At 59.9% G+C, this 24,675-nt stretch carries 23 protein-coding genes and 1 pseudogene; 14 read left to right on the forward strand and 10 right to left on the reverse strand.

The window, feature by feature from the left end:
• Window positions 1-46 precede the first annotated feature (46 nt).
• Window positions 47-1,948 carry a cbb3-type cytochrome c oxidase subunit I gene (locus HALLA_RS18775; RefSeq protein ID WP_084569142.1) on the forward strand — a complete coding sequence of 634 codons (1,902 nt, stop codon included), beginning with the start codon at window positions 47-49 and terminating at the stop codon, window positions 1,946-1,948.
• A 12-nt stretch (window positions 1,949-1,960) separates the two neighbouring features.
• Here HALLA_RS18775 and HALLA_RS18780 read toward each other — a convergent pair whose 3' ends face one another.
• Window positions 1,961-2,506, reverse strand: coding sequence for a DUF6789 family protein (locus HALLA_RS18780; protein WP_049955036.1), 546 nt, complete (start codon window positions 2,504-2,506; stop codon window positions 1,961-1,963).
• Between the two features lie 268 nt (window positions 2,507-2,774).
• Window positions 2,775-3,188, reverse strand: coding sequence for a DUF7541 family protein (locus HALLA_RS18785; RefSeq protein WP_049955037.1), 414 nt, complete (start codon window positions 3,186-3,188; stop codon window positions 2,775-2,777).
• Between the two features lie 149 nt (window positions 3,189-3,337).
• On the opposite strand from HALLA_RS18785, the gene HALLA_RS18790 reads away from it, so the two are divergent.
• The gene (locus tag HALLA_RS18790; RefSeq protein ID WP_049955038.1) at window positions 3,338-4,207 is read left to right on the forward strand and encodes a cytochrome c oxidase subunit 3; all 870 of its coding nucleotides are present in this window, start codon (window positions 3,338-3,340) and stop codon (window positions 4,205-4,207) included.
• A 109-nt stretch (window positions 4,208-4,316) separates the two neighbouring features.
• Window positions 4,317-6,812, forward strand: coding sequence for a heavy metal translocating P-type ATPase (locus HALLA_RS18795; RefSeq protein WP_049955039.1), 2,496 nt, complete (start codon window positions 4,317-4,319; stop codon window positions 6,810-6,812).
• 330 nt (window positions 6,813-7,142) lie between these two features.
• On the opposite strand, the gene HALLA_RS18805 is transcribed toward HALLA_RS18795, so the two are convergent.
• Window positions 7,143-8,795 (reverse strand): potassium channel family protein, encoded by a 1,653-nt coding sequence (locus HALLA_RS18805; protein ID WP_049955041.1) that lies wholly within the window; start codon window positions 8,793-8,795, stop codon window positions 7,143-7,145.
• Window positions 8,796-8,928: 133 nt separating this feature from the next.
• The gene (locus HALLA_RS18810; protein ID WP_049955042.1) at window positions 8,929-10,020 is read right to left on the reverse strand and encodes an AI-2E family transporter; all 1,092 of its coding nucleotides are present in this window, start codon (window positions 10,018-10,020) and stop codon (window positions 8,929-8,931) included.
• Between the two features lie 459 nt (window positions 10,021-10,479).
• On the opposite strand from HALLA_RS18810, the gene HALLA_RS18815 reads away from it, so the two are divergent.
• The 5 genes from HALLA_RS18815 to HALLA_RS18835 all read left to right on the forward strand — a co-directional run bounded on the left by HALLA_RS18815 (window position 10,480) and on the right by HALLA_RS18835 (window position 14,100).
• Complete coding sequence (locus HALLA_RS18815; protein ID WP_049955043.1) at window positions 10,480-11,067, forward strand: hypothetical protein; 588 nt, start codon at window positions 10,480-10,482, stop codon at window positions 11,065-11,067.
• Complete coding sequence (locus HALLA_RS18820; RefSeq protein ID WP_049955044.1) at window positions 11,064-11,669, forward strand: hypothetical protein; 606 nt, start codon at window positions 11,064-11,066, stop codon at window positions 11,667-11,669. Before HALLA_RS18815 ends, HALLA_RS18820 begins: the two co-directional genes overlap by 4 nt.
• Before the next feature lie 145 nt (window positions 11,670-11,814).
• Complete coding sequence (locus tag HALLA_RS18825) at window positions 11,815-12,594, forward strand: formate/nitrite transporter family protein (protein ID WP_049955045.1); 780 nt, start codon at window positions 11,815-11,817, stop codon at window positions 12,592-12,594.
• 181 nt (window positions 12,595-12,775) lie between these two features.
• A complete protein-coding gene (locus HALLA_RS18830; protein ID WP_049955046.1) occupies window positions 12,776-13,381 on the forward strand; it encodes a hypothetical protein in 606 nt (201 codons plus the stop codon).
• A gap of 161 nt (window positions 13,382-13,542) precedes the next feature.
• Window positions 13,543-14,100 carry a hypothetical protein gene (locus HALLA_RS18835; protein ID WP_049955047.1) on the forward strand — a complete coding sequence of 186 codons (558 nt, stop codon included), beginning with the start codon at window positions 13,543-13,545 and terminating at the stop codon, window positions 14,098-14,100.
• Window positions 14,101-14,306: 206 nt separating this feature from the next.
• Here HALLA_RS18835 and HALLA_RS18840 read toward each other — a convergent pair whose 3' ends face one another.
• The 4 genes and pseudogenes from HALLA_RS18840 to HALLA_RS18855 all read right to left on the reverse strand — a co-directional run.
• Window positions 14,307-14,579 carry a HalOD1 output domain-containing protein gene (locus tag HALLA_RS18840; RefSeq protein WP_049955048.1) on the reverse strand — a complete coding sequence of 91 codons (273 nt, stop codon included), beginning with the start codon at window positions 14,577-14,579 and terminating at the stop codon, window positions 14,307-14,309.
• Between the two features lie 110 nt (window positions 14,580-14,689).
• Window positions 14,690-16,300, reverse strand: coding sequence for a hypothetical protein (locus HALLA_RS18845; RefSeq protein WP_049955049.1), 1,611 nt, complete (start codon window positions 16,298-16,300; stop codon window positions 14,690-14,692).
• A 256-nt stretch (window positions 16,301-16,556) separates the two neighbouring features.
• Entirely contained in the window at window positions 16,557-17,261 is a 705-nt protein-coding gene (udk, locus tag HALLA_RS18850; RefSeq protein WP_049955050.1) for a uridine kinase, read from the reverse strand.
• 98 nt (window positions 17,262-17,359) lie between these two features.
• A pseudogene (locus HALLA_RS18855) lies at window positions 17,360-17,533 on the reverse strand (ArsR family transcriptional regulator); the annotation flags it as partial.
• Between the two features lie 296 nt (window positions 17,534-17,829).
• On the opposite strand from HALLA_RS18855, the gene HALLA_RS18860 reads away from it, so the two are divergent.
• Window positions 17,830-18,582: a hypothetical protein gene (locus HALLA_RS18860; RefSeq protein ID WP_157231443.1), complete on the forward strand. Its 753-nt coding sequence runs from the start codon at window positions 17,830-17,832 to the stop codon at window positions 18,580-18,582.
• A gap of 73 nt (window positions 18,583-18,655) precedes the next feature.
• Here the strand turns inward: HALLA_RS18860 and HALLA_RS20820 are convergent, their stop codons facing one another.
• Window positions 18,656-19,945, reverse strand: a complete 1,290-nt coding sequence (locus tag HALLA_RS20820; protein ID WP_157231444.1) for a hypothetical protein — start codon at window positions 19,943-19,945, stop codon at window positions 18,656-18,658.
• A 651-nt stretch (window positions 19,946-20,596) separates the two neighbouring features.
• Here HALLA_RS20820 and HALLA_RS18870 point away from each other — a divergent pair.
• The 4 genes from HALLA_RS18870 (at window position 20,597) to HALLA_RS18885 (ending at window position 22,968) form a co-directional block, all read left to right on the forward strand.
• A complete protein-coding gene (locus tag HALLA_RS18870; protein WP_049955053.1) occupies window positions 20,597-21,406 on the forward strand; it encodes a helix-turn-helix transcriptional regulator in 810 nt (269 codons plus the stop codon).
• Window positions 21,407-21,581: 175 nt separating this feature from the next.
• Window positions 21,582-21,794 carry a hypothetical protein gene (locus HALLA_RS18875; RefSeq protein ID WP_049955054.1) on the forward strand — a complete coding sequence of 71 codons (213 nt, stop codon included), beginning with the start codon at window positions 21,582-21,584 and terminating at the stop codon, window positions 21,792-21,794.
• A 48-nt stretch (window positions 21,795-21,842) separates the two neighbouring features.
• A complete protein-coding gene (locus HALLA_RS18880) occupies window positions 21,843-22,382 on the forward strand; it encodes a hypothetical protein (RefSeq protein ID WP_049955055.1) in 540 nt (179 codons plus the stop codon).
• Window positions 22,383-22,719: 337 nt separating this feature from the next.
• Window positions 22,720-22,968, forward strand: a complete 249-nt coding sequence (locus HALLA_RS18885; protein WP_049955056.1) for a hypothetical protein — start codon at window positions 22,720-22,722, stop codon at window positions 22,966-22,968.
• 201 nt (window positions 22,969-23,169) lie between these two features.
• Here HALLA_RS18885 and HALLA_RS18890 read toward each other — a convergent pair whose 3' ends face one another.
• Window positions 23,170-24,060: a hypothetical protein gene (locus HALLA_RS18890; protein WP_049955057.1), complete on the reverse strand. Its 891-nt coding sequence runs from the start codon at window positions 24,058-24,060 to the stop codon at window positions 23,170-23,172.
• A 106-nt stretch (window positions 24,061-24,166) separates the two neighbouring features.
• On the opposite strand from HALLA_RS18890, the gene HALLA_RS18895 reads away from it, so the two are divergent.
• A complete protein-coding gene (locus HALLA_RS18895) occupies window positions 24,167-24,562 on the forward strand; it encodes a CopG family ribbon-helix-helix protein (RefSeq protein WP_049955058.1) in 396 nt (131 codons plus the stop codon).
• Window positions 24,563-24,675: the final 113 nt, after the last annotated feature.

Below are 24,675 nucleotides of genomic sequence, written 5' to 3' on the forward strand. Positions count from 1 at the left end.
CGATCCAACCGTTCGGCAGCAATCGACCGTTCAACAGGAATTCACAATGGTAGGTACCATTCCCGGCGTTGTGCTTGCTGCGACCGTATTAGTAACGCTCGCTGCGTACTTTCACTTCCGGAGCGATCGCCCCGCGAAATCGTTCGCCGATGGTGGGACCGCATCGGCGACGATCGGGCTAACGGGTACGGAGAAACCGACCGGTATCCTGCGGTGGTTCACGACCGTCGACCACAAGGATATCGGGCTGTTGTACATCCTGTTCGGAACGGTAGCGGCCCTGTGGGGAATGACCGACGCGATGATGATGCGCAGCGAATTGCTGGTACCGGAGAGTGCGATCTGGAACGTCGAGACCTACAACGCGGTGTTTACCACCCACGGGCTCACGATGCTGTTTTTCTTCGTGACGCCGGTGTTTACCGGGATCGCCAACTACGTGCTACCGCTGTTGCTCGGTGCGGATGATCTGGCGTTCCCCCGGATCAACGCGATCGCGTTCTGGTTGCTCCCGCCGTCGCTCGTGATGGTCCGCGGCGGGCTTATTACGGACATCGTCGGAATGGTCGTCGGCGTGTTGCCGGTCGACGTGACCGTTTTCGAGGCGCTCGAGCCAGTCGCGATGGGATGGACTATGTACGCGCCGCTGTCGGTCGAGATGGTGAATCCGCAGATCAGCGTCGCGTTGCTCGGGCTTCACTTGAGCGGCGTCGCGACGACCATGGCGGCGATAAATTTCATCGTCACGATCTTCACGGAGCGGCCGGACGATCTGGGCTGGGACAAACTGGATATCTTCTCGTGGAATATGCTGGTGACCAGCGGCCTGATTCTGCTCGCGTTTCCCCTGCTTGGCAGCACGCTGATCATGCTGTTGCTCGATCGCAACTTCGGAACGACGTTCTTCGCGGTCGAGGGCGGCGGGCCGATGCTCTGGCAACACCTGTTCTGGTTCTTCGGCCATCCGGAGGTGTACATCTTGGTTCTGCCGGCGTTCGGGCTGATAAGCCTCATATTGCCGAAGTTCTGCGGTCGCCGGCTGTTCGGCTTCCGCTTTATCGTCTACTCGACGATCGCGATCGGGATCCTCTCGTTCGGTGTCTGGGCCCATCACATGTTCGCGACCGGGATGGATCCTCGGTTGCGCGCGAGTTTCATGGCCGTCTCGTTGGCCATCGCCATACCGAGTGCGATCAAGGAGTTCAACTGGATCGCCACGATGTGGAACGGGAATCTCAAGCTTACCGCGCCCTTGATCTGCATCATCGGCGGCATGAGTACGTTCGTGATCGGCGGCATCACGGGGGTCTTTCTCGCTTCGGTGCCGGTCGACCTCGTCCTCCACGACACCCACTACGTCGTCGGTCACTTCCACCTCATCGTCGTCGGCATCATCCCGCTCGCGATGATCGCGGCGAGTTACTACTGGTTCCCGCTGATCACCGGCCGGATGTACAACCAGCGCCTCGCGCGAATCCAGGCCCTGATTCTAATCGTTGGCGCGTTCATCACGTTCATTCCGCTTTTGATCCTCGGATACATGGGAATGCCCCGCCGGTACGGCGTCTACCCCGCGGAGTTCATCACGCTCAATCAGGTCGCCTCCGTCGGCGCGTTCATCCTCGGTGCGAGCGTGATCCTCTGGGTGGTGAACATGATCCAGTCCGCTCGAGCCGGTCCGATCGTCCGCGATGCCGACGTCTGGGACTTGAAAGAAACCGGCCAGTTCACCCGCGAGTGGCAGTGGTTCGAAGAGCGCCTCGAGCAGGGACAGGTCGGGCCCGCTCGAGCGATCGACGACGCCGGTGTCGGAGCTATCGACGACGGTGGAGTGGATGCCGACGTTGGTCCGAAAGAGCGGGCGGACAGAGAGGATACTGGCGATGGTCAAAACGAGCGGCGGTCCGAAACGGAGACGGACGACGGGGAGACCGACTCCGAGTCCTAGGAACTCGCCGCTTCACACAGAGTGCTGCGGAATATGTGCGAATCGCTGCATCACCGCTCCGAGCACGTAGCCGTAAACCCAGTGAGCGGAAAGCGACAGCCCGAGAAAGAGAACGCCCGCGTACTCGCCGGGCCAGAAGGCGATGACGAAGCCTGTCCACATGATCGTCGCGAACGTAATCGCGCGAGCGGATCGGGGCTCTCGAGGCGGCAGAAACGCGCCGGCAACGACGAAAAGCAGCGGCAGCGCGATCGTCCCGCCGCCGACGAAGACGACGATGCCGAGCAGGAGGTTCGGCTCGAGGCCGAGCGCTCGGCCGAGTTCGGCGACGTCGACGATCGTGTCCGCTTGAAAGAGATCGAGGAACGCCGGCGGAACGAAGAGGATCGGCACCATTGCGATCAGGCCGAGAGCGCCCCCGGCGAACGCGGACAGCACGACCCGGGGGGTGATGTCGAGTTCCGCGCCGAGATCCTCGTCCTGATTGGCTGGTGCGCCCGAAACCGCCTGCGCTTGCTCTGCGGTCGCGTTCGAAGGTGATTCGTCCCCGTCGGTCATTTGCTCTCCTCGAGATACACGACGATCCGGGTAATAACTGTCGGGCAGCGTTCGTGGCAGCCGGCGTCCACAGCGCGGCGACGATCGACCGCTCGCGGCGATTCGTTTTAGTTCACAGCCGTTCGAGGGAACGTATGCCTCGCAAAGAAACGCTCGGACTGCTGCTGCTCACGGTTACGGTCGGCGTGTTCGTCAGCGGGTTTCTCACGGCGGTACTCTAGGCCGGCGTCGCTTGGAGCCGCCGTTCGAACGATGTGAATCCGGCGACTCAGTACTCGGGGTCTCGACCGCTCGGATTTCCGATTTCCGAGACGATGGGGCCCGTAAATCCCGCGAGAATCAGTATCACTGCCGCTCCGAGAACGATTGCCGCTCGGACGGCGATTCCGTCGGTCGCCGCGGCGCTGGCGAGGGCGGTCGGCGTTATCGTGGCAGCGGCGAGGATCCAGACCACCGCGCTGAGGCCGGCGACGGCCACACCGAAGAATCGTAGCGGCCGCCACGGGTCCCTCGCGTACCCGGCCTCGTGAACCATGCTCGCACAGCTGGCACCGACGGCGATGACGCCGCCGACGGAGATCACGACGAGTCCGAACAGTACGCCGGCTTCGGTCGCGACGATGCCGAACGCGGCTACTATCGGCCACGCACTCGAGCGCCGCTGTTCGGGCGTTCCGTCCATGTCTCGTCCATACACGCGAAGCGATAAGAAGATACTGCCAACGCTCCCGAACGCGACTCGCCAGGCTCGTCGGGTGGGATGCTGGTGGTGTTACTGAAATAGAATTTTTTGGGCGGATATTTTTGAGAGCGGGACTCGTACTCGGTGGTATGGGATCGGCCGTCGACGGCGATCTGAACGAGGGGACTGATGACGAGCACGAGCACGCTCCGCCGGCTGATGAGGACTGGCCTCGAGGATTCGGTGAAGCGAGCTGGTGGCCCCTGGTAACCGGCGTCGGAATCGCCGGCCTCTACTTCGGTGCCGCGCTCGTGCTTCTGTCCCGCGGCGACGACCCGCTCGTGGGCAGCGTGCTCGGGCCTATCGCCCTCGTTGGCGGGATCACGTTCTTCCTGGGCGGCTTATACGGGTGGACGTATCACGCGTTCGTCCGTTCGTACTGGGACGGACCGTCGACGCCGGCGGAGAACGGAATCGATCTGCGATGGGGGATGGTTCTCTTTCTCGCGACCGATATCATGACGTTCAGCGCCGGCTTCGTCTATTACTTCTTTATTCGAACGGGCTCGTGGCCGCCCGGCGAACTTCCATCGTTGGTCTCGTGGATCGTCCTCGCGAACACCGCCATCCTGATCGCCAGTAGCGTGACGTTGCACGTCGCTCACGAGGCGATTCGCGACGGAAACCGTCGCCGATTTATCGTCCTACTCGGGCTAACGGTCCTCCTCGGCCTCGTTTTCGTCGGCGGTCAACTGTTCGAGTACTACGAACTCCTGGTCGTCGACGGAATCGGAATCACCGACGTCTTCGGGAGCAGTTTCTTCGCCCTGACGGGACTCCACGGACTCCACGTCGCGCTGGGTGTGATACTCCTCGGAATCGTGTTCGTCCGGGGTGTTACCGGCCAGTTCTCCGCGGATCGCCATACGTCCGTCTCGACGGTTTCGATGTACTGGCATTTCGTCGATCTCGTGTGGATCATCCTCGTCGTGACGCTGTACGTCGGCTCGGTGGCCTAACCGTCGTTTGGACGATTACCGCTCTCCCGCTCGAGACGGCTCGGACCGCTGTCTCGAAGTCGAGGTTCTAAAGGTTCCACACGTTGTACGTGCTTGCACTTCACTCGCCATGACGGCCTGTACGCTCTGTGGACTTCCCACCGGCTCCCGACCGGTTCGCGAGGCGGACCTCGAGGGAGAGTTCTGCTGTCGTGGCTGCCTCGAGGTCCACCGGGCCGTCGAGGGGATGTCGGACGCCGACGATACGGGACCGCTCGAATCGATCACGCCCGCCGAACTGACCGACGAAATCGGCGCGACGGCATCCGCTTCGAGCGCCGCGCTCTCCGAAGCGCCGCTCGAGTCCGATCAGGGGACGCTCGAACCCGACCAGGAGCTGCCGGACGGCGAGTTCGAAACGGCGTTTCTCTCCCTCGAGGGGATGCACTGTACGACGTGCGAGCGATTTCTCGAGGCAGTGGCGACGAAGACCGACGGGATCTCCAGCGCGCGTGCCAGCTACGCGACCGAAATGATTCGGCTTCGGTACGATCCGGACGAAATCGAGCGCGACGAGCTATCGGCTGCGATCAGCGGCTTTGGTTACCGCGCCGTCGAACCCGCCGGTGAGCGCGACGACGCCGGATTCGACCTCGGTAAGTACCGAACGATCCTGGCGGTCCTGCTCGCGATGCCCGTTATGGCGCCGTACCTGCTGTTTATCTACCCGACCTATCTGGGAATCTATCCGGCATCGTTTCTGTACGGCTCGACGGTGCGGCTGATGGTGTTCGTTCCGCTTGCCCTCTGGAGCACGCTCATCGTCCTCGTTCTCGGCTATCCGATCTTCAGAAGTGCCTACGTCAGCCTCGTCGTCCGCCGACCGACGGTCGACGTGCTGATCTCGATCGCCGTACTCGCGGCCTACGCGTACTCGTTCGTAGCCCTCGCGCTCGGTTCCCGCCACGTCTACTTCGACGTCGCGGTGATGGTGCTCGTCGTCGTCACCGTCGGGAACCGGGTCGAAACGACCGTCAAACGACGAGCGGTCGGAACCCACGCAGCCCTCGCCGCAACTCGAGAGACGACCGTTCAACTGCTCGCGGACGACGGGTCGACATCGGAGGTCGATCGGGACGCGTGCGAACCGGGTGAGCGGATCATCGTCACGGCCGGCGACCGAATCCCATTCGACGGGAGGGTCGTCGAGGGGACGGGGACCGTCGACGAGGCGTTCATGACGGGCGAACCCGTTCCGCTCTCGGCGTCGACCGGCGACGCGGTCATCGGCGGCTCCATCCTTACCGACGGGACGCTCGTCGTCGAAATCGACGACACCGCGAGTACGCTGGATCGACTCGTCGAACTGCTGTGGAACGTCCAGAGCACCGACGCCGGCGTCCAGCGGCTCGTCAATACGTTTGCCGTGGTGTTCGTACCGCTGGTCGTCGTCGTCGCGGGGGCCGCAACGGCTCTCTGGCTGGCCATCGGGCAGCCGCCGAGCGAGGCGATACTTATCGGGCTCTCCGTCCTCGTCGTCTCGTGTCCGTGCTCGCTCGGGATTGCCACGCCGCTGGCGCTCGCCGCGGGTAGCGCTCGAGCGGCCGAAAACAACACGGCCGTCCTGTCGACGAACGTCCTCGAGCGGATCACGAACTCCGAGATCGTCGTCTTCGATAAGACCGGGACGCTCACCACCGGCGAGATGACCGTCGAAACCGTCGTCGCGGACGATCCGGATGCCGTCCTCGAGCGAGCCGGGGCCGTCGAATCGCGGTCGAATCATCCGATCGCAGCGGCGATTGTCGACGCCGCGCCCGCGGTGGATGCCACGGTCGATTCGTTCGACAGCGGGCCACGGTCCGTCTCGGCGACCGTCGACGGTAAGCGTGTCACGGTGGGTCACCCGGAGACGTTCCGTGCCGAGTCCGACCGACGGTCCGGCTCGGAAACGTGGGAATTTCCCGACCGCCTCGCCGAAGCCGTCACGTCGACGCGCGAGGACGGCTTCCAGCCTACCGTCGTCGGCTGGGATGGCGTCGTCCGCGGCGTCGTCGCGATCCGTGATCGCCCTCGAGACAACTGGAAAAGCGTCGTTTCCACCCTCTCGAGCGAGGACCGGCGGATCGTCGTGCTCACCGGCGACGACGAACGTGCGACCCGGTGGCTTCGATCCCACCCGGACGTCGACGACGTGTTCGCCGGCGTTCGGCCGGAATCGAAGGAAGCGATACTCCGACGGCTCCGCGAGGAGGGAACGACGACGATGATCGGCGACGGGACGAACGATGCGCCGGCGCTCGCACGCGCCGACGTGGGTATCGCCCTCGAGGAGGGGACGGACATCGCGGTGGACGCCGCTGACGTCGTCGTCAGGGATGCCGATCTCGAGGCGATCCCGACGTTCTTCGCGATTTCGCGCTCGACCCGCCGCCGGATCCGCCAAAATCTCGGCTGGGCGGTCTGTTACAACATCGTCGCCATCCCGTTAGCTGTGGCCGGTCTGATCAACCCGCTCATCGCCGCGGTGATGATGGGGGTCAGTAGCCTCATCGTCGTTATCAACTCCGGGCGCGGTTCGCTTCGACGGCACAGCACTAAAGTAGCGGACGACTCCGTACGATAATCGTCGGGTTCGTCGGGTTGATTCTGCTCGGATCCCATGCGTCCGGGTCGGCGGAGAACGTTCTCACCTCGGTGAAGGTCTTCGTCCTCGTCGGCTTCGGCCTTGTGGGGGTCATCTACGCCCTGTCGGTCTCGCCGGACTCTCGTTCGTTCTCGTGTTCTTTCACCTGTATACCGCCGAATGCGGAACGTTCTACGCCATCGTTCTCATCACGGCCGCGGTGGTCGCCGACGAACTCCTCTATTTCGAGCGCGAGATCCTCGAGGAGGGATTCCGTACGTCAGCCGCGACGTTGAGACTGCTAGCGACTAAGTGCCGACGTGCCCCTGGTCACGAGGCATCGACCGTTCGCTCGAACTCCTGAATTGCAGCATCGCTTCCCGCGATAAGCACTTCGTCGTTGGCTCTGATGGTGGTGCGTTCGTCGGTCAGGATGCTGTCGTCACGCGAAACACCGATCGGTGCCCATCCCCGGTCGGTATTACGACGGGCATCGGCCAGTGACTCGCCGGCAAACTGGGCCACATCGGCCCACACGAGACGAATCTGACTGGTCGGATCCACGACTCGTTCACCGTGTACCTCCGACGCGACTAGCCGAGCGGATACCTGCTGGATCGAGAGGACGTAGTCTGCCCCTGCGCTGAATGCGGCCTTGGTCTTTTCTCCCTCGGTAACACGCACGAGAACTTCTATATCGCTCGAGATCGACCGGGCTACCGCCACGGTCAACAACGCGGTAGAATCCGTGTCGACGGTGACGATCAGTGCCGAAGCGTCGTCGATACCGGCTTTGCGGAGCGTTTCAGGCTCCGTAACGTCACCGACGATGTCGGGGGCACACCCTTCCGAGTTGTCGATAGTTGTGACCGAGAGATCCTCCGGGAACGCCTCCGCAGCCGCAGTGCCACCCTCTCCGAAGCCGGCGACGATGGTCTTCGAGGGGGCCTCAATGCGTCGCGACCGGACGCCCGCGACCTCATTCATGATTTCGTCGAGTTCGCTCTCCGGTCCGGCGATAACCAGCACAGTGTTAGGCGTGAGTTTGTCGTCGGGCGATGGCGGCAGACGCAACTCGCCGCCGAACCATCCAGCGACCAGCGTCAGGTTCGGGTGGTTCACGATTGGGGAGTCACGCACCCGGACGCCGTGGTGCGGGCTATCCCGACGGACGAGTATCTCGCGGATCTCGATCTCGTCGGACCGTTCGCCGGCCACAGCCGGCGTCATCGATTTTTTGGCCAGCGACTGGCCGATCAGCGCGTGCGGAGCGACGTTCCGGTCGACGCCGATTTTCCTGAGTGCTGCCTCGTGGCGCGTCGATCCCGTGAAACTAACCACTCGTAGGTCTTCGTTGCCTTCTAACGCAGTCAGGACGATGCTCGCTGTTTTGTCTCCGGCGTCGGTGATGAGCAGCGACGCCCGTTCGATCGTCGCACGCTCGAGGTCTGCCCGTTCCTCGGGATCGCCGTTGATGGCCTGATAGCCGTCGTCCGAAAGGCGCTTTGCTGCCTCCTCGTCGGACTCGATGAGGACGTAGTCGGTATCGAGTTTCTCGAGTTCATCGAGGAGGATTCCGGTATCGCGCTGGTACTCCGCGATGACGACGTGATCATCTTTGGTCGTGAGGCGGTCGTCGAGGTTCAGCGGTGTCCGCTCGAAGAGCGGGATGACGAGGACGCGCAGCGTGATGAATCCGATAACGACCCCGCTCAATTGGATCGTGACCATCAACGTATTCATCGCCGGCGTCGTCCAGGGCGAGTCTGCGCCGTATCCAGTCGTCGTCATCGTCTCGACCACCGTGTTTAACGACCGAAAGAGAGACTGAGGACGGTCCTCGAGGACTCGCATCCCCCAATTGTAGACGATCGTATAAAAGAGAACGATGAGAACGAGGCCGGCTACGAAGAGTAGCAGTAACCGTTGGCGTTGCGTGAGGTCTCGCGGATGTAGTCCCTCAACATCGCGGAGTTCGCGCATGTATTGGACACCAGGGACCATCCGATATGCGACCTAATCGATTAAATGCTGGATTTGCGATTGCGGTTCACACACCGATTCGATAAGCGACAGTTCCGCGGAAGCGAGTCGGTAGCAGGAAATTCCGCTGCGGTTACTCGCCGAGGAAATCGCTACTGAGAGCGGGAAAGATCATAGACGCAAAATGGACCGCGAGGACGACGACGATCGGTCCGAGGAAGAGCCCGTACCAGCCGAACGCGAGGGTTCCGAGGAAGTATCCAAGCAGAACGAGTCCCATGTGGACGCCGCTCTGTGCGGACAGGTACGACCGCGCGAAGAAATCGGGGATCGTGTCGACGACGACGAACGTGAGAACGAAGAACGCGACCGGGTGCCAGTATGGCGTCGGCGTCGTCAGCGCGAGTCCGAGTAGCGCCAGTCCGTACGGGACGTAGACGATTTTCATGCCGACCGCCGGTATCAGCGTCCCGATTCCGATGAGCAGCGAGAGCAACACCGGCGTCGCGACGACGACCCCGTCCGAGACGAAGTAGTTGAGAGCCGCGTACGTTATCGCTGCTGTTACGGCTGCGACCGCAATGACCGCGATATTGCTGAGAAAGATCGTCTCGAGGTCGTCATCGACTGCCTCGAGGTAGGAAACGACCTCCTCGTCGTGGTCGATGCTCTCGTAAAACCACCGTCGGACCTTCTTATCGTCACGCAGGAGATAGAAGAGAATCGTGAGCATGAGAAAGAATCGAGCGAGAACCGAGAAGACGTAGCCGCCGATCGACTGCAGTTGTCCCAGGGTTCCCGGTACACCCTGGCGAACGATGGACCCGAAAGAGCCGCCGGAACCGTCTTGGAATGCGTCTCGAAGTCCGCCGACGTCGCCCTCTCTGGCCAATCGCAGATACGGCTGGAGATACGACCGATACGCCTCGAGGTCGCTCGAGGCGAGAAATTGATTCAGTTCTTGAAGCGCGACGATGCCTGTGTAGGCGATAACCACCGCCATGGGAAGGATAACGAATAGTATCGTGACCGTCGCCGTCACGTTCGGGTGGTCGATGAAACGATCGAGTTGGCGATATAATGGACGCGTCGCGTAGTAGACAAATATCGCGAAGAGGACAGTCCCCACGTATCTGAAGAGTGCAATTCCGATCAACGCCGCAATGATCAGTCCAACGCCGACCCAGAGGGAACGTTTTCCGTCCCATCCGTCGAAAACAGCCATGGATACTCACAAAGGCACGAATCAGAAGAATGTCGGCCCGGAAAACGAAGACTATTATCACTATTGGTAGTTCAGACAACTCGAGCCAGTCGTTCATCGTCGAAAGGACATTCATGTCGGGTGCCTTCGTCATTGATCCGGCCGGAGGCGGTGCCACAGGACATCGGAGCGGAAGAAGACGAGATTCTCGCGAGCCGGATGTGGTGACAGAACACGAAGTAGGAAGTGTAACACCCCGCCTCGATGACGGATTTACCGATCGCTATCGCTGCCTGTCCTCGCTTTCATCGGTCGACGGCCACTGCCACCGTGTCGTTCGTCTCAGTGGCGAGGGCGAATCCGGTATACCGGTCGGCCCTCGAATCAGGCCTTTGGTTTGTTGGCCACGGAACCGATCCCGCTTCGACGGGTTCGAATCCGGGTACAGATTTTACTGTCTACGGAGCGGATCGATACGGTGTGACGATCGAGAAACTCATCCGTGACAAACGGATGAACGCCCTCATCGCATGGGTGTTAACGGCCATTATGGCGACGAGTGCCCTCGAGAGCGTTTTTACTGGCGCACTACTCTGGGGCGGGTTCGAACTGTTCCTCGTCGCCATCGTCGCAGCACCCGCAGTATCGGTTCGTGATTGGACGGCGATAGTCTCCTGGCCGCTCGTGGCGGTAGCAACGTTCGCTGCCGGTGCCGGCGCGGCCGGGCTTCCGTTCGAGACGACAGTGTATCTCGCCGTCGCGACGCTTGCACTTATCGTCGTCGTTGAACTCGAGGCCTTCACGTCGGTCGAACTGAGCAGTCGGTTCGCCGTCGGCTTCGCGGCCCTGACGACGATGGCGTTGCAGGCGCTCTGGACCGTCGCGCAGTTTTACTCGGACCAGTGGCTCGGGACGGAGTACCTGCGTTCGCAGACCGAACTGCAGTGGGATTTCGTCGCCGTCACCGCCGTAGCACTTGCGCTCGGAATGGTCTTCCAGTGGTACACCAACCGATTCGAACCGGCTGGCGCGGTCACTCGAGCCGCGAACGGAGCGAAATCATCATGACGCTCGGTGACTCGCTGGGACTTTCGGATTCCCAGGAACGGCGCATCGTTCGAGGCCTGCAACTAACGCTGGGCGCGGTCCTCGGGTACGGTATCGCGACGGGTCAGTTCGGGATCGCCGGAACGGCGGGGGTGGCTCTCGGTATTACGTTGCTTCCGGCGTGGTTGCGTTTGGAGTACGGGTACTCGATGGACGCCGGACTCGTCCTCTGGATCACCGTCGCGGTGATTCTCCACATGGTCGGGTCGGTTTGGCTCTACGAGCAGTATCAGTGGTACGACGAGATCGCCCACACCGTCTCGGCGTCGGTTATTGCAGGACTTGGATACGCGGCCTTTCGGGCGTTCGAACTCCACTCCGAGGAGATGAGCGTCCCATCGACGTTTCGATCCGTGTTCATCGTCGTCTTCGTCCTCGCGACCGGCGTCTTTTGGGAGGTCCTGGAGTTCGCCCTCGGCGGGGTGATCACCGTCTACGGAATCGACGACATCGTTACCGACTTCGTGTTCAACGCGGTCGGCGCGATGATCGTCGCGATTTGGGGCACCGGCTACGTCAGTGAACTCGTCGTCTTCTTCAGGCAACGACTTCGATCCACCTAACGGAAATTTTGTAGGACACCTGCGATACCGGCTGGTCGATAGTGTAGCGCAGCGACCGTCTACGAAAGCGGTACCGACCATCGGTATCAGGCTCGTTGAATATCCATGGTGATGTGTTATCCCGCCAGTAGGTGACAACTCCACCGTGTCAATCGCTCCAGATCCGGAAGAGATATTCGACCGCGCAGTCGCGGAAGGCCAACGCCGGCTCGACCAGTCACTGCTCGAGGCCACGGCCACCAGCTTCATCGCGGGGTTCACTATCGTCTTCGGTATCGCCTCGCTCGGGGTCGTAGACGCGCTGGTCGAACCGCAGTTTGGCGACGTCGCACACATCGCAGGTGCGCTCACTTTCGCGGTCGGCGTCGTTTTCCTGGTTGTCGGCCGTTCGGAACTGTTCAACGAGAACTTCTTCGATCCGGCCGCGAAGGCGGTCGATCAGGAGGGGTCGTGGCTGCTCGGCTCGCTCGTTCGTCTCTGGGTCCTCACCCTCATCGGGAACCTCGTCGGCGGGTTCCTCTTCGCGCTCGTCTTTGCAGTCGATGGCGTCCTCCCGTCCGGATCGGCACACGCGCTCTCGCGGACCGCCGAAGAGATTATTCACCGCCCGATGAGAGGGATGTTCGCGAGCGCCATCATCGGCGGTGCGCTCGTGAGTCTTCTGTCGTTTCTCCTACAGGGCGTCAACAGCGTCCGGAGCCGCATTACAATGGCCTACATCGTCGGGTTTCTGCTTGCCCTCGGGCCGTTCGACCACGTAATCGTCACCGCGATACACGTCTTTTTCGGGCTTCTTTTCGACGCTTCGATCGGTTACGGAGCGCTGGCCGAAACGATCGTCATCGCGACTGCAGGGAACTTCGTCGGTGGAATCGGCCTCGTTACGTTCACCCACGTCGCCAAGGTGATGGGCGCGGAGAAGTGAACGCTTTGAGGATCGAATCCGGTCGTCTCTAGCCCGGTGGGTCAATCGTCGAGCGAAGCGGCGAGTTCGAGAGGGTATTGTCACTCACCCATCTGAATCCGCCTCGTCGAACTATCGCGTTCGACGACAGATCCAGCCTCGAGAAACATATATACAATCTCGTCCGCTATAGAAGGTCACAATGATGGCGACGACTCACGCGTTTGTGGGGATGGCGCTCGCGCTTCCCGTCCTCGTAATCGCTCCGGAGTTCGCCCCGGCCGCGTTCGTCGCGGGGCTCGTCGGCGGACTCGCACCCGACTTCGATCTCTACGCGGGTCACCGGAAGACGCTTCACTATCCCGTGTACGCGTCGATCGCGGCGATCCCAACGGCCGGGATCGCACTTTTCGTGCCGACGACGGCGACCGTCGTCCTCGCCGTCATACTCGCGGCGGCGGCCCTCCACGCCCTGTCCGACGCCGTCGGCGGCGGCCTCGAGTTGCGCCCGTGGCTCGCGGGCTCCGAGCAGGCTGTCTACAGTCATTACCACGGTCGCTGGATCCGACCCCGCCGCTGGATTCGCTACGATGGCGCCCCCGAGGATCTTGCGCTTGCCGGGATCATTGCGGCCCCCCTCATCGTTTTTGGCGAGGGATCCATCGCCGCCGTCACGGTCGCACTTCTTGCGGTCTCTGCTGTTTACGTTCTGTTGCGAAAACACCTCGCGACCGTCGCCGAACGACTTGCAGGGCTGGCACCGGCGCCGCTGCACCCGTATCTCCCCGAACGCTACTGCGTGGTCTGACGCCAACTCTGGCGGCAGATGAGGCGTTTGAATCGGGACACCACCAGCTATCGAGTTCCATGATGGTGATTCGCTCTCCTGTGTGATCCTGATACCGATATATACCACGAGCGTGGTCCCGATATCGATATGTATCTGCGACAGTCAGTATCGGCTGTATAATGGGGATATCGATCGCACGCAAGATCGAACGCGGGATCCGGTACGCGCTACTGTCGGTGTTCGTCGCAGGCGTCCGCCGTCGGAATCCGGGCGCGGTCGTCAACGCCGTCGTCGCCGCCATCGGCACACACCTCCCTGATTTCGTCGAATGGGTGTTCGACGTCGAACTCCGTCCGTGGCAGCGCGTGTACGTCGACACGGCGATGATCACCCACGCCGTCGGGATGCTCGGTCCGTACGACGAGGTCTGGTGGTGGGATCACCTGACTCACGCCCATTCGGCCACGATCCTGGGCAGCATCGTCTTCGCGATCAGCCGCCGGCGAGGTCGTGATCCGCGCCCACGGGTCGTGGCGGTCGTCGCCTGCCTCGGAGTGCTGTGGGAACTCCTCGAGTACGCTATTCACGTCGTGGCCAGGCGCGTCGGCGTCGAGCCGATACTCGTCACGTATGGGCCGAAAGACACTGCTCTCGACCTCTTTTTCGATCTGGTCGGTGCGGCGCTCGTGCTCGCGTTCGGTGACCGAGTTCTCGCCAATCTCTCGACGGAGGCGTGATCGCCCGCACGATCCGTTGCCGGAGACGTTCAGGTGGTACTTCGGACTCCGAGGGCGGATGCCGGCTGAGCCGCATCAATGCGACTACAAGACAGGCCGGTGTCAACAAATCGGTGCCTCGAGTCGCAACGTGCGGCGATCAGGTGAATCGACAGCCACACGGAGCGAAACTGTGCTCGTCGGGTTGCGGGGGTCTTCGAACTCGCTCAGCAACTCAGCCCGTGTGCGTCCGGGTCGAGGGCCGTCCCCGCCTCATCGACGTGGACTTGCCCCGTCGAATCGATGTGAACGAAGTATCCCTTGTAGGTGAACTCGAGCGTCGGCTGAACTCTGCTGTCGGGGGTCGAACCGTAGAGCGAATCGAGCGCGTCGGTATCGATTACGTCGTAAATCGGCGGGGAGAGCTCGGAGGAGGGGACCCCTTCACGATTCGCGACTTTTTCGACGACTCGAAGGCTCATCAGTTCTTCGCGTGTCATACAACTCGCTGCCACGTTCCGTCATATAAATCTCGGTGATCCTTCGATGACGCCCGTCAGCTATGTGTCTGACGCGTTTGCCGACGACCGGATTTCGATACTGCAACTCGTCACTGTTCCCCGGTGTCGAGATCGAGGTGACCGAGTACGTCGTCGAAGCACGCGTCTACATTCGGGTTCGCGATTTGCTCCTCGCCGAGCCCTGGAACCGCGGGTTCGTCGGACGTGAACAACTCGACGGACGTCAGAACGGCGTCGTTCAAGTCGAGGTTGAACTCGGCTACCGAGTCGATAAGTCTGTTTCCATTGACGGCACCGACGGGTTCGATGATCGTGCCGACTTCGCCGTCGCCGGGATCGAACGTGATGCGGACGATAACGTCCGTATAATCGCCGACGACGCGTACGCGCTGGCAATCGAGATACTCGGTCGCGTCGCCGTTCGACGGGTCTTTCGGTTGACTTCTTGGGTCCATCGAGACCGTTCGTGCCCAGGCCGCAGACTGTTCGCCTTCGATCCGTCTTCCCGCAGCGACCACCTCGTTTCCGGGACCGCGTGCGAGGGAGCTGACGACGCTCGGCTGATCGGCTTCGAAGTCCGTCCGATCGACCGTTCCGACCCAGCCGGCTCCGTCTCGCACGCCACCGGCGACGACGCCCGACGGCGTCCGCAGCGCACAAAACAGCGGCTGCCCGTCGAGAACCTCGAGCCACTGTCGTTCGCCGTCGTCCGTGTATCCTGCGACGAACCCGTCACCCGCGGCGGTGGGGTCGGTGAGTATCGAGCGCCCGAACCGATCGATGGCACCAGTCGTTCCGACAACCACGAAGTCGTACCCCTCGACGTTGCTCGGCACGATATCGTACACGATCGTCGGTTCGTCCTCCTCGAGTGCGAACCGCTCGTCCCAGCGCTCGTTCAGGTCCTCGTCCAGCCCGACGATCCACCCCCGCGCCGGCTCGTTGGGCTCGGGTTCGTACGAGCCTGCAACGACGTAGCCGTTCGGTGCCCGTGTAATCGCTCTGAACACGTCGGCTCTGCTCGTCGTCTCGAGGTCGCGTTCCGTCGCGGGATACCTCGTATATCCGTTAACGGAGCCGTCCCGCTCGAGTTCTACGAGCCACCCGGCGCTTCCGAGCATGATGCCCGGTGACTCGGCGCCACAGCAGAGAAATCCGTCCGCGGTTTCGACGCCGTCGGTCAGGTAGCTAAACGCGGATGCATCCTCGAGATCGCCGAGCGACTGTTCGCTTCGAACGGTGCCGTCCTCGTCGACGTCATAAATTCGGGTGACGTAGACCGCAGGACCGTCGAAGTACGTCCATCCGATCAGGAGATAGCCGTCGTCGGTTTCGAACGACAGGGTCAGCCAGTCCTCGGGAATCGGCCCCGTCTGGGGTTCGATCCCTCGCGCCTCCCGCTGGGGGTTCGACTGGTACGTTTGCTCCCACCGTTCGTCGCCATCTGCGGACAGGCTCGTCGCGAGCCCCCGTGTTTCGTACTGGTCAGGTACGTCGGTGCCGCCGACCAGAAGATAGCCGTCGTCGGTCCGCAGGACGTCCTCGTACAGGCTGCTCGGCGGTCTGTTGTATTCCCACTCGATTCTGCTGGTTGCAGTGTCGTTCTGTCCATCGCGAGCCATCGCTGCCCCGGTCATCGACGAAAGCGCCGCTGCTGACGCTGTGGCCGCGAGAAACCGCCGTCGGTCGAACCCTACCATACCAACCCTCTCCGTCACCCGGCGTATCAATCATTTTTTAGAAACTGATGACGGTCACGAGTAGCAACTCACTACTCCGGGTGAGTGTCGAGTATCCGTGTCCGTTCGATCGCATCGAGTGACAGACGCCGTGTAATCTTTTCGGCGCTGACAACGGCTCCCCCTAGCAACGAAATGCCTGCTTACACGCGCACTTATTGATCCAGTAATTAGGTTTGCTCCATGTTGGTCTCGACAGCGAGACCCCTGTACACCACTACTTCTGGTGGTCTGATTCGGTCCCGACCGCCGACGGAGAGCCCTCGAGCGAGTCGAACGAGCCGTGTTCCGTTCCGTCTGCCGAATCCCCCTCGAGTTCCGCCTGAACTTTCTCGGTGAGCAGATCCACCGCGACTCGGTTTGCCCCCTCGGGGATGATGATGTCCGCATCCGATTTCGTCGGCGCGACGAACTGCTCGTGCATCGGCTTGACCGTCCCGAGATACTGGTCGATGACGCCCTCGAGGTCGCGCCCGCGTTCGATGACGTCGCGCTGGATCCGACGGAGAATGCGAACGTCCGCATCGGTCATCACGTAGACGCGCAAATCGAGCATGTCGAGGATCTGCTCGTCGTACAGCGAGAGGATTCCCTCGAGTATCACCACGTCGGTGGGTTCGACCGACACCGTCTCGTCCTTGCGATTGTGCACGCCGAAATCGTACTGGGGCATCTCGACCGCCTGTCCCATCGAGAGGGAATCGAGGTGTTCACACAGGAGTTCCCACTCGAACGCGGAGGGATGGTCGTAGTTGACTGATTCTCGTTCCTCGTACTCGAGATGGGAGAGGTCCTTGTAGTAGTTATCGAGCGGAATCCGCGTCACCGCTTCCCCGACGGCGTCGGCGATTTCTCGAGAGACCGTCGTCTTGCCGGCCCCAGTTCCGCCGGCGATGGCGATCATGTACGAGGGAATGCTCATCGGTCTAGTCTTACGCTCGGCCATTAAGAAGGTCGTGAAATCCGCTATCTGTATCTGTATCTGTTAGCTACCGTTCATAAGAGCATACTGACGAGAGGCTACGATCCGCTCGAGCGATCGTCCATCGACTCGAACTCGCATTCGCCGCGAATCAGTTCGTCGACGCCCTCGGTGAGCGTCACCGAACCGAACACGGTGGCCCGATAGTACGTGTACAGCCCGTCCTGATCCCGCTTGGTTCGCTGCCGTTTTTCGACGAGTCCGAGATTAACGGGGTGATCGGTGAGGGGAAGGAGGCCGAGACCGCTCCATTCGAGCGCACCCGCGAGGTTCTTGGTTATACAGACACGCCAGTCTCGGCGGACACCGATGTCGAGTCCGCACAACAATTCCCGAAGACTGCATAGAATCATCTCGACGAGCTCTTGATCGCCAACGCAGAGCGGCTTGTCGACGGCGAATCACACCCGATCAGTGCATCTCTCACGCAATAGCAACCTGCTATAAATGACACCTTATAAATATAATCTCCTTCATTACATTATGTTTGGGTTTGAGGGTTAGTAACATGACATCTGGAGACGGTACTGATATAGATCAAGAGTCAACAGTGGCTGAACCACCCGAAGAAAACGAGTCGAAACTCACACGACGCAGGCTCGGAAAAGGGGCAGCGGTCCTTATCGGTGGTGGAGCCGGCTTGGGATATCTCTTGCTTGGAAGTTCTCCAGCTCTCGCAGTTGACGGTGCAGACCAGTGGATCGCGAACTCAGCCGAAATCACGTCCCAAGACGGTAGTGTGGATTCGATAACATTCGGTGATCCTGACGGAATCGACGACAGCGAGACGCTCGATGAAGAGGATAACGGGCTAGTTGTCGAATGGGGCGGATTCGACGCAGGAACGACTGGGGCCGATTTCACGATATTCATCGCGGGTACGAGCGGCGGAGATGGTGGCAGTTGGACAGGTGGTGGCGAGACGACGGCTTCGGAAGCATTGGCAACCGGTTCAGAAACACTCACCGGCACGAATGGATCAGCGACCTTCACGTGGACCGACGTGTTTGGCGAACCACAGCCAGTTGATGTCACGGCGCATACTGAGATTGCACTCAGCGATTTCGAAGCGGATACCAATAACGCGACAACAGTCCGAGAACTTGAAGTGACAATTGAAGTCGTTGTCCCGGACGAGGATGAGCTAACTGCCACCGCAACAACAACTGCGACGATTACCGTTAACAACCAGGACGTCACAATCGAGTTCGGTGGTCAAGGTACCTTCGAGATTGAATCCGACGAGGAAGTCGTCGAATGACGTACCGAACCACAAGCCGATTCGCGTGAAAGAACATATTGTGGATCTTTCGCGATCATCTTCTCGTTCTCACTCATTCTTCTGTGGACAGTTCAAGAACGATGTCCGCATGACCGGTATTTCCACCACCTGTTCGGGTTGAAATGACGGAGAGATCTACTAGCTGAGTGTTCGCTGTTTGGCCGCCATTGTTACCGCTATTTCCAATGCCGATTGCTGGTGCACGACCACCGGATCCGCCAGAACCAGCACCTTCGCCTCTTTGCCCGGGAGACCCAGCGAATGAGCCGAACCCGCCAGAACCCCCTCGAGCACCGCCTCCACCACCGTACCCCGCTGTAAGAAGACCGCCCCCATCACCAGATCCCCCTCCACCGCTGGCAGTTAAAATACTCTCAGTAGTGGAAACTCCGACAGATAGATGCGAGGAACCCCCGCCCCCACCAGCGCTCCTCCCACCACCGTTTCCACCATCGAATCCACCCCATCCCCCAATTCGACCAGTGGGCCGCTGCCCAGCCCAGGCACGTAGTGTTTCAGTCGTAGAGAGATCTACCGCAGCATTTATTCTACCGCCTGTTCCACCTGCTCGATCGGAACTCGCTCCACCGGATCCGTTGATTGTTACTCTCGCAGAATCATATGCAGCAACGTCGATATCGACCGGTTCGGGGCTCGCCTGTCCATCGGTCATGAAGTAGAACTCGTCTGCTTCGGTCGAGGCAGCGAACTGCCCTTCCAGATAGCCAATCCGTACTACCAAATTAGGGTTCGTCACGCTAATCGTTGCGGTAGCCGTTGCAGTAGCAGAAATATCCGCTTCGGGGATCATCCCCTCGATTTCGACAGCCAGCACTTGTTCTGTTGTCGTGCCGCCTGTGGGTGCCTCGAAGTCCTCGAGTTCGATCTCGGAATGGTCTGTCACATCAACTGGCCGTGGGTCACCGAATAATTCTTCCCACGAATACACCGCTTCGCTGGAGGCTTGGTTGACCGCGGTACTACCGGTCGCCAGCACCTCCCAATCGGTTTCGTCAGCACCGCCACTCCAACTCCCAGCTCCGTCAGCCGTCCCTTTAAGCCGGATTTCAAACGTAATGTCCGCAGGCAGCCTATTCACCCCCTCATAGGTCACGCGAATCTCATCAGCATCTTCATGCTCAGCATCGCCAAACGTGAGTTCAGATATCTCTCCATTATCGCTCGTAATGGCTGCATCGTTAACAGCCCACTCAACCTCACTCAATGCGAGGGCCGAACGGCTATTGGGTACGATCAAACCTACACTTGCAAGTCCGCCTGCACAGATACGGGCTACCCACCGCTTGAATTCGCGACGTGTCAATTGGATCTTACGGCTCATGAAAATCGCTGCTATTTCGTATGATCTGTAGTGTGATATTCAGATTCATTTATGATAGCTAATAGAAAATTATGAATTTCCTACCGTATTTGGGAAGATGAATTACCAGTAGAGGATACGCAGAAATAGTTTAGTAGCGGAACTAGCTGTGGTTTTCATCGATATCTGTCTTCAGCTATGCGAAAAACCACGTGACGGCAGCAGGATATAGAAGGAATGATGAGGAACAGCTGTGGACACCAAAAGCCTCCTCATCCCGAATTAGGCGTCGACTTACACCCTCTCTGAATTCCCCGAAGAGTACTTCGAAGAATTCTGTGTGGTCGAACGGGACCACAAATTCCAGACAGTGGTCTCAATAGAGCGTTCGAGAGGCTCTCGAAGAACAGCGCAGTTCGTCTCTGGTTTCAGTCGGATGCTCGGTCCCATCACCTGCGGGTCTCCCTTATCGGTCGTCGTCGGTCACGAAGGAGGACATTTCTCGAGGACCCTCTCGAGCCACCATTCGTCCGCGTCTGAAGATTGGATGTAGCAGTTTCCAGGTTTCACGATCGAGTATACGCCGTTATAGGGGATACTCTTCTGACGGGTACATTCAGGAGACATCGTACGAGGACGAACAGCTATGCCACTGGCATGCGTACTGTTACCATGTTATTTACTTCCGCCAGCACACCGCTCGAGGACATCGAGTTCCTCGCGCGGTCGGAACACCGAGTCACCGTGCTCGATACACTGACCGAGAACGCAGCGACTCGAGGCGATCTCCGAGCCGCAACTGAAGCCTCGTCCTCGACGGTTAGCCGGACGTTACGGGCGTTCGAAGAACGGAACTGGATCAGTAGAAGTGGTAATCAATACGAAGCAACACAGTTGGGCGCGTTCGTTGCCGCGGGGATGCGAGACCTGATCAATCGACTCGAGACCGAGCGAACGCTTCGCGATGTCTGGCCATGGTTTCCGAGCGAGGCAAGTGGGTTTACCGTCGAGATGGTCGCCGATGCGACAGTGACGGTTGCCGAATCCGACACTCCATACGCACCAGTCAACCGATTTCTGTCGTTGCTCCGGGAAACGGAGCAGTTTCGCTTCGTCGGCACCGATATCGCCCTGCTCGAGCCCTGTAAGGACGAGCTTCGTCAGCAGGTTATAAGCGGGATGCAGACGGCAATCATCGACCCGCCGAGCGTTGCCGAATACATCCTCTCGACGTACCGAGACCACTGTTCGACGGTCCTCGAGCGGCAGAATTTTACCGTCGAGCTACACGACGATCTGCCGTCCTACGGTGTCAGTCTCTTCGACGACCGAATCGCCATTAGCTGCTATGACCCGGACAGCGGGATGGTACGAGCGGTAATCGATACGGACGACCCCGTCGCACGAGACTGGGCGGAGTCGACGTTCGTGGCCTATCGCGATGAGGCTCGGCCATTGACGCTCGAGCAGTCCGAGGACTGAGCAGGACCACGATGGCACAGTAGGTGATCCCCCTCGCAGTTTCTGATTTCGGCGCCCTCTCATTGTCGTCGGCTACCGATTTGCATGGTCTGCACGAATGGCACTGGTTGCACGAAACCCACTAGATGCCTACATTATCACCCTCACTGTACCTCCACTTGGAGGCTGACTGACAATGGCAGACGACACCCTGGCAGAAGAACAGATGACAGCGTTACAAGTAGCGTGCGACACCGAGGTCTCGGGCTGTCTTTTCCTCATGCGGACCGAGGAAAGCGACAAGGAGCGGCTCCTTGAGATCACGCGCGATCACGTCCGAGAACAACACGGAAAAGACTACACCCTCGAGGAAATCGACGAACAACACGTAAACGAAGTCGAGGTTTGAACCGACGCAAAAACGACAGAACGGACTACGAAGAAGGAACACGAACTCATGAGCGTTGATCGAACAACCGTTGAACAGCACGAAACTGAGTACGAACTCGGGCGCGGCGGACGAACGGGATCGGTGCTGATGGCGCTCGCGGGCATCGCCTTCGTCGGCTACGGGGTGGTTTTCCTCGCGAGAACGTTCTTCGGCTCCGGTTTCGAACTCGGCGTCGCGACCTTGAACGGGGTTACCCCGGCGGATCTCAATGCGGTCGATCCGGCGATCATGCACTACATCAACCACCTGCACGTCGCTACCGCGGCGTTCATCATCACCACCGGAATTGCTATCGCGGCGCTGGCGTGGTACGGCGTTCGAGGCGGTCAGCTGTGGGCGTGGGCGACAGCGGTCGTGGTTGCCGTGGTCGGCCTGGCGCTCGCGCTGCCAATGCACTATATGGATCTCTTCACACACAGTTGGATGACCCACCTCGGCCCGATCTATCTCGCAACGATCGTCTTCGTCGTGGGCGCTATCCTCGCGTATCGAGGGATGCGATCCGGTACTCGGGCACTAGGGCCCGACGGGAATACTGGGAATTAGCCCTCCCATTTCTCCATCGACCAAATTGCCGACGGTCGGGTGAAAAGTCTAAGACTTCCGAAACGAGCGCTGAGTTTACTGACTACCATCGACTCTCTTATCAGTGGGAAGAGACCGTAGATCGCCAGCATTTTGACGGCCGATCTGCTGAGTGAGGTATCGATCGCTTCCTCCCCGGTTCGTCGAGGAAGGGACGTCAAGAACAGTTTGGGATACTGTATTGCCGAGTTCTATGACCTTACAGAAGTAAAATCCACCTGGAAAATATCGGACTCTCCCCTCTCTTCTCTCTCCGAACACCAAAGATATTTAACACAATCTGCCGATTCAGTGCTGTATGATGCGACAACAGGAGTCGGAGGTCCCGAAAACGACTGGATACATCCTCGGGATTGGACAAGTTATCCAACTCTTGAGTTTCCCCTTACTGGTGATGGGGCAATTCCTCCTCCAGACGGACGACCTCTCCTTGGTAATTGCTTCGGCGGCGCTCGTGCTTGCAGTCGGGAACTTCGTCGTCCTTTACCAATTGCAGCAAGCGTTATTCGAAAACGGAACGACAGAATGGATGAGTTGGGTGAGCTAGTGCGTCATCGCATGGTTGAGGGGTCACAGAATAGGAACTTCGACAACCGAGCACTACCCGCTGGTGAACTGCCTCGGGGTCAAGTGGTTCGAGACGCCAAAGGCGTCTCGTCATCCCGAAAGACTTCGTCTTTCGGACGACCCCGTGGCATTCGCCTTGCACCGCCTGTAAAACTCAGCAGAGATGGGACGTACGACGGGTTCAGAAGAGTCCGATGACGAACCCAACCCCCATAATGATGAGGACGACAGCGGAGAACGCCGGGAGGTACGGTGTGTACCGCTCGACTTTCTCCTCGGAGTGCTGGTAGCCCGCGATCAACAGCATCGTCAGACTAACGATACCCAGGATGACGGTGAGGGCGTACGCACTCATCAGCTCGAGGCAGTGATTCGACCCGGCACAGAGCGCGATGATCTCGAACTCCTCCTCGTGGGCAAACCCGAGGACGAACGCGAACCACGCGATACCGAGGAGCCCCCGGTCGGCGGCTTCATCGGGATCACCGTGTGAATGTGAGTGCCCACCGACGAACGGAACGAACCCTTTCAGACGCGAAAGTACGCCATTGTCATCGTGGTCGTGCGAATTGTCGCGGGAGGTATCACGTGAACGGCCCTCTTCGTTCGCCTCGCTGTGTTGCGTGTCCGAATCGTGTCGGTGCTCTCTCGAGTGGTGTTCGTGGTCATGCGAGTCTCCGTGGTTGGCGTGACCGGAGTCGTGGTCATCATCGTGACCGCCGTGAGCATGTCCGTGGAAGTACTCACGGATGCCAAGCGCTATCAGCAGGACACCGGCCACGAGACTGACTGGCCCGCCGATTTGGATGCCACCGGCTATCGTAATCGGCTCGTTGACCTGTGTGAGGTTGAAGTAGTCCTTCGCGTAGAAGAACACGCCGACCATCGCGATACTACTCACGAGATGGCCGACGCCGATGATGAAACTCGCGGCGAACCCGTACACCCACTTGTTCGTCTGATCGAGGGCGTACGACGCGGCAACGGGCCATCCGTGGCCCGGCTCGATACCGTGAACGGCACCGAGTGCGACCGCCCCGAGGAGAAGGCCGAGCGATTCACCGTGTAACATCCCTTGAGATGCATATCGGCCGATCGTGCGGATAACGGTTGTTACTACCGTACCGGGGGAATCGTAATACTAGGGGACCTTATGAAAGCGGAACGAGTTCGCCTATATGCGAACGAGCTTCAGTATCCCCGATGAAGTCGTCGAAGAGTTTGACCAGGTGTGGCAAGAACAGGAACTCGAAAACAGGTCGCGGGCGGTCAGAGAAGCGATGCTCGAGTATATCGAATCACACTCGCGCCTCGAGGAGACGAGCGGTGACGTCGTCGCGCTCGTCGCCTTCGATTATCGTCACCACGAGGTAATTCGAGAGCTTCACGCCGTTCAGCACAGGTATCAGGACGTGATCCTCAATACGAGTCACACACACCACGGCGAATGGTGTCTCGAGTCGCTGTTCTGTCGGGGGTCAGCCGAGCAAGTTCGGGAGTTGACTTATCGACTCCGCGACTTCGACGGTGTGCGGCGAGTGAAAGTGATGGTGATCAGAGATAGCGCGGAATGAATTACGCTCCGCTATTGCTGTTCGATGGGTCACAGGTTTCGTTCCTGCTCTCGATACTGAGCGATGGAACAACTGTCGACGGAACGCTCTCTGTGAACCCGGTCGTGGGATAC

The organism is Halostagnicola larsenii XH-48 (assembly GCF_000517625.1).
In the GTDB taxonomy this organism is placed as follows: domain Archaea; phylum Halobacteriota; class Halobacteria; order Halobacteriales; family Natrialbaceae; genus Halostagnicola; species Halostagnicola larsenii.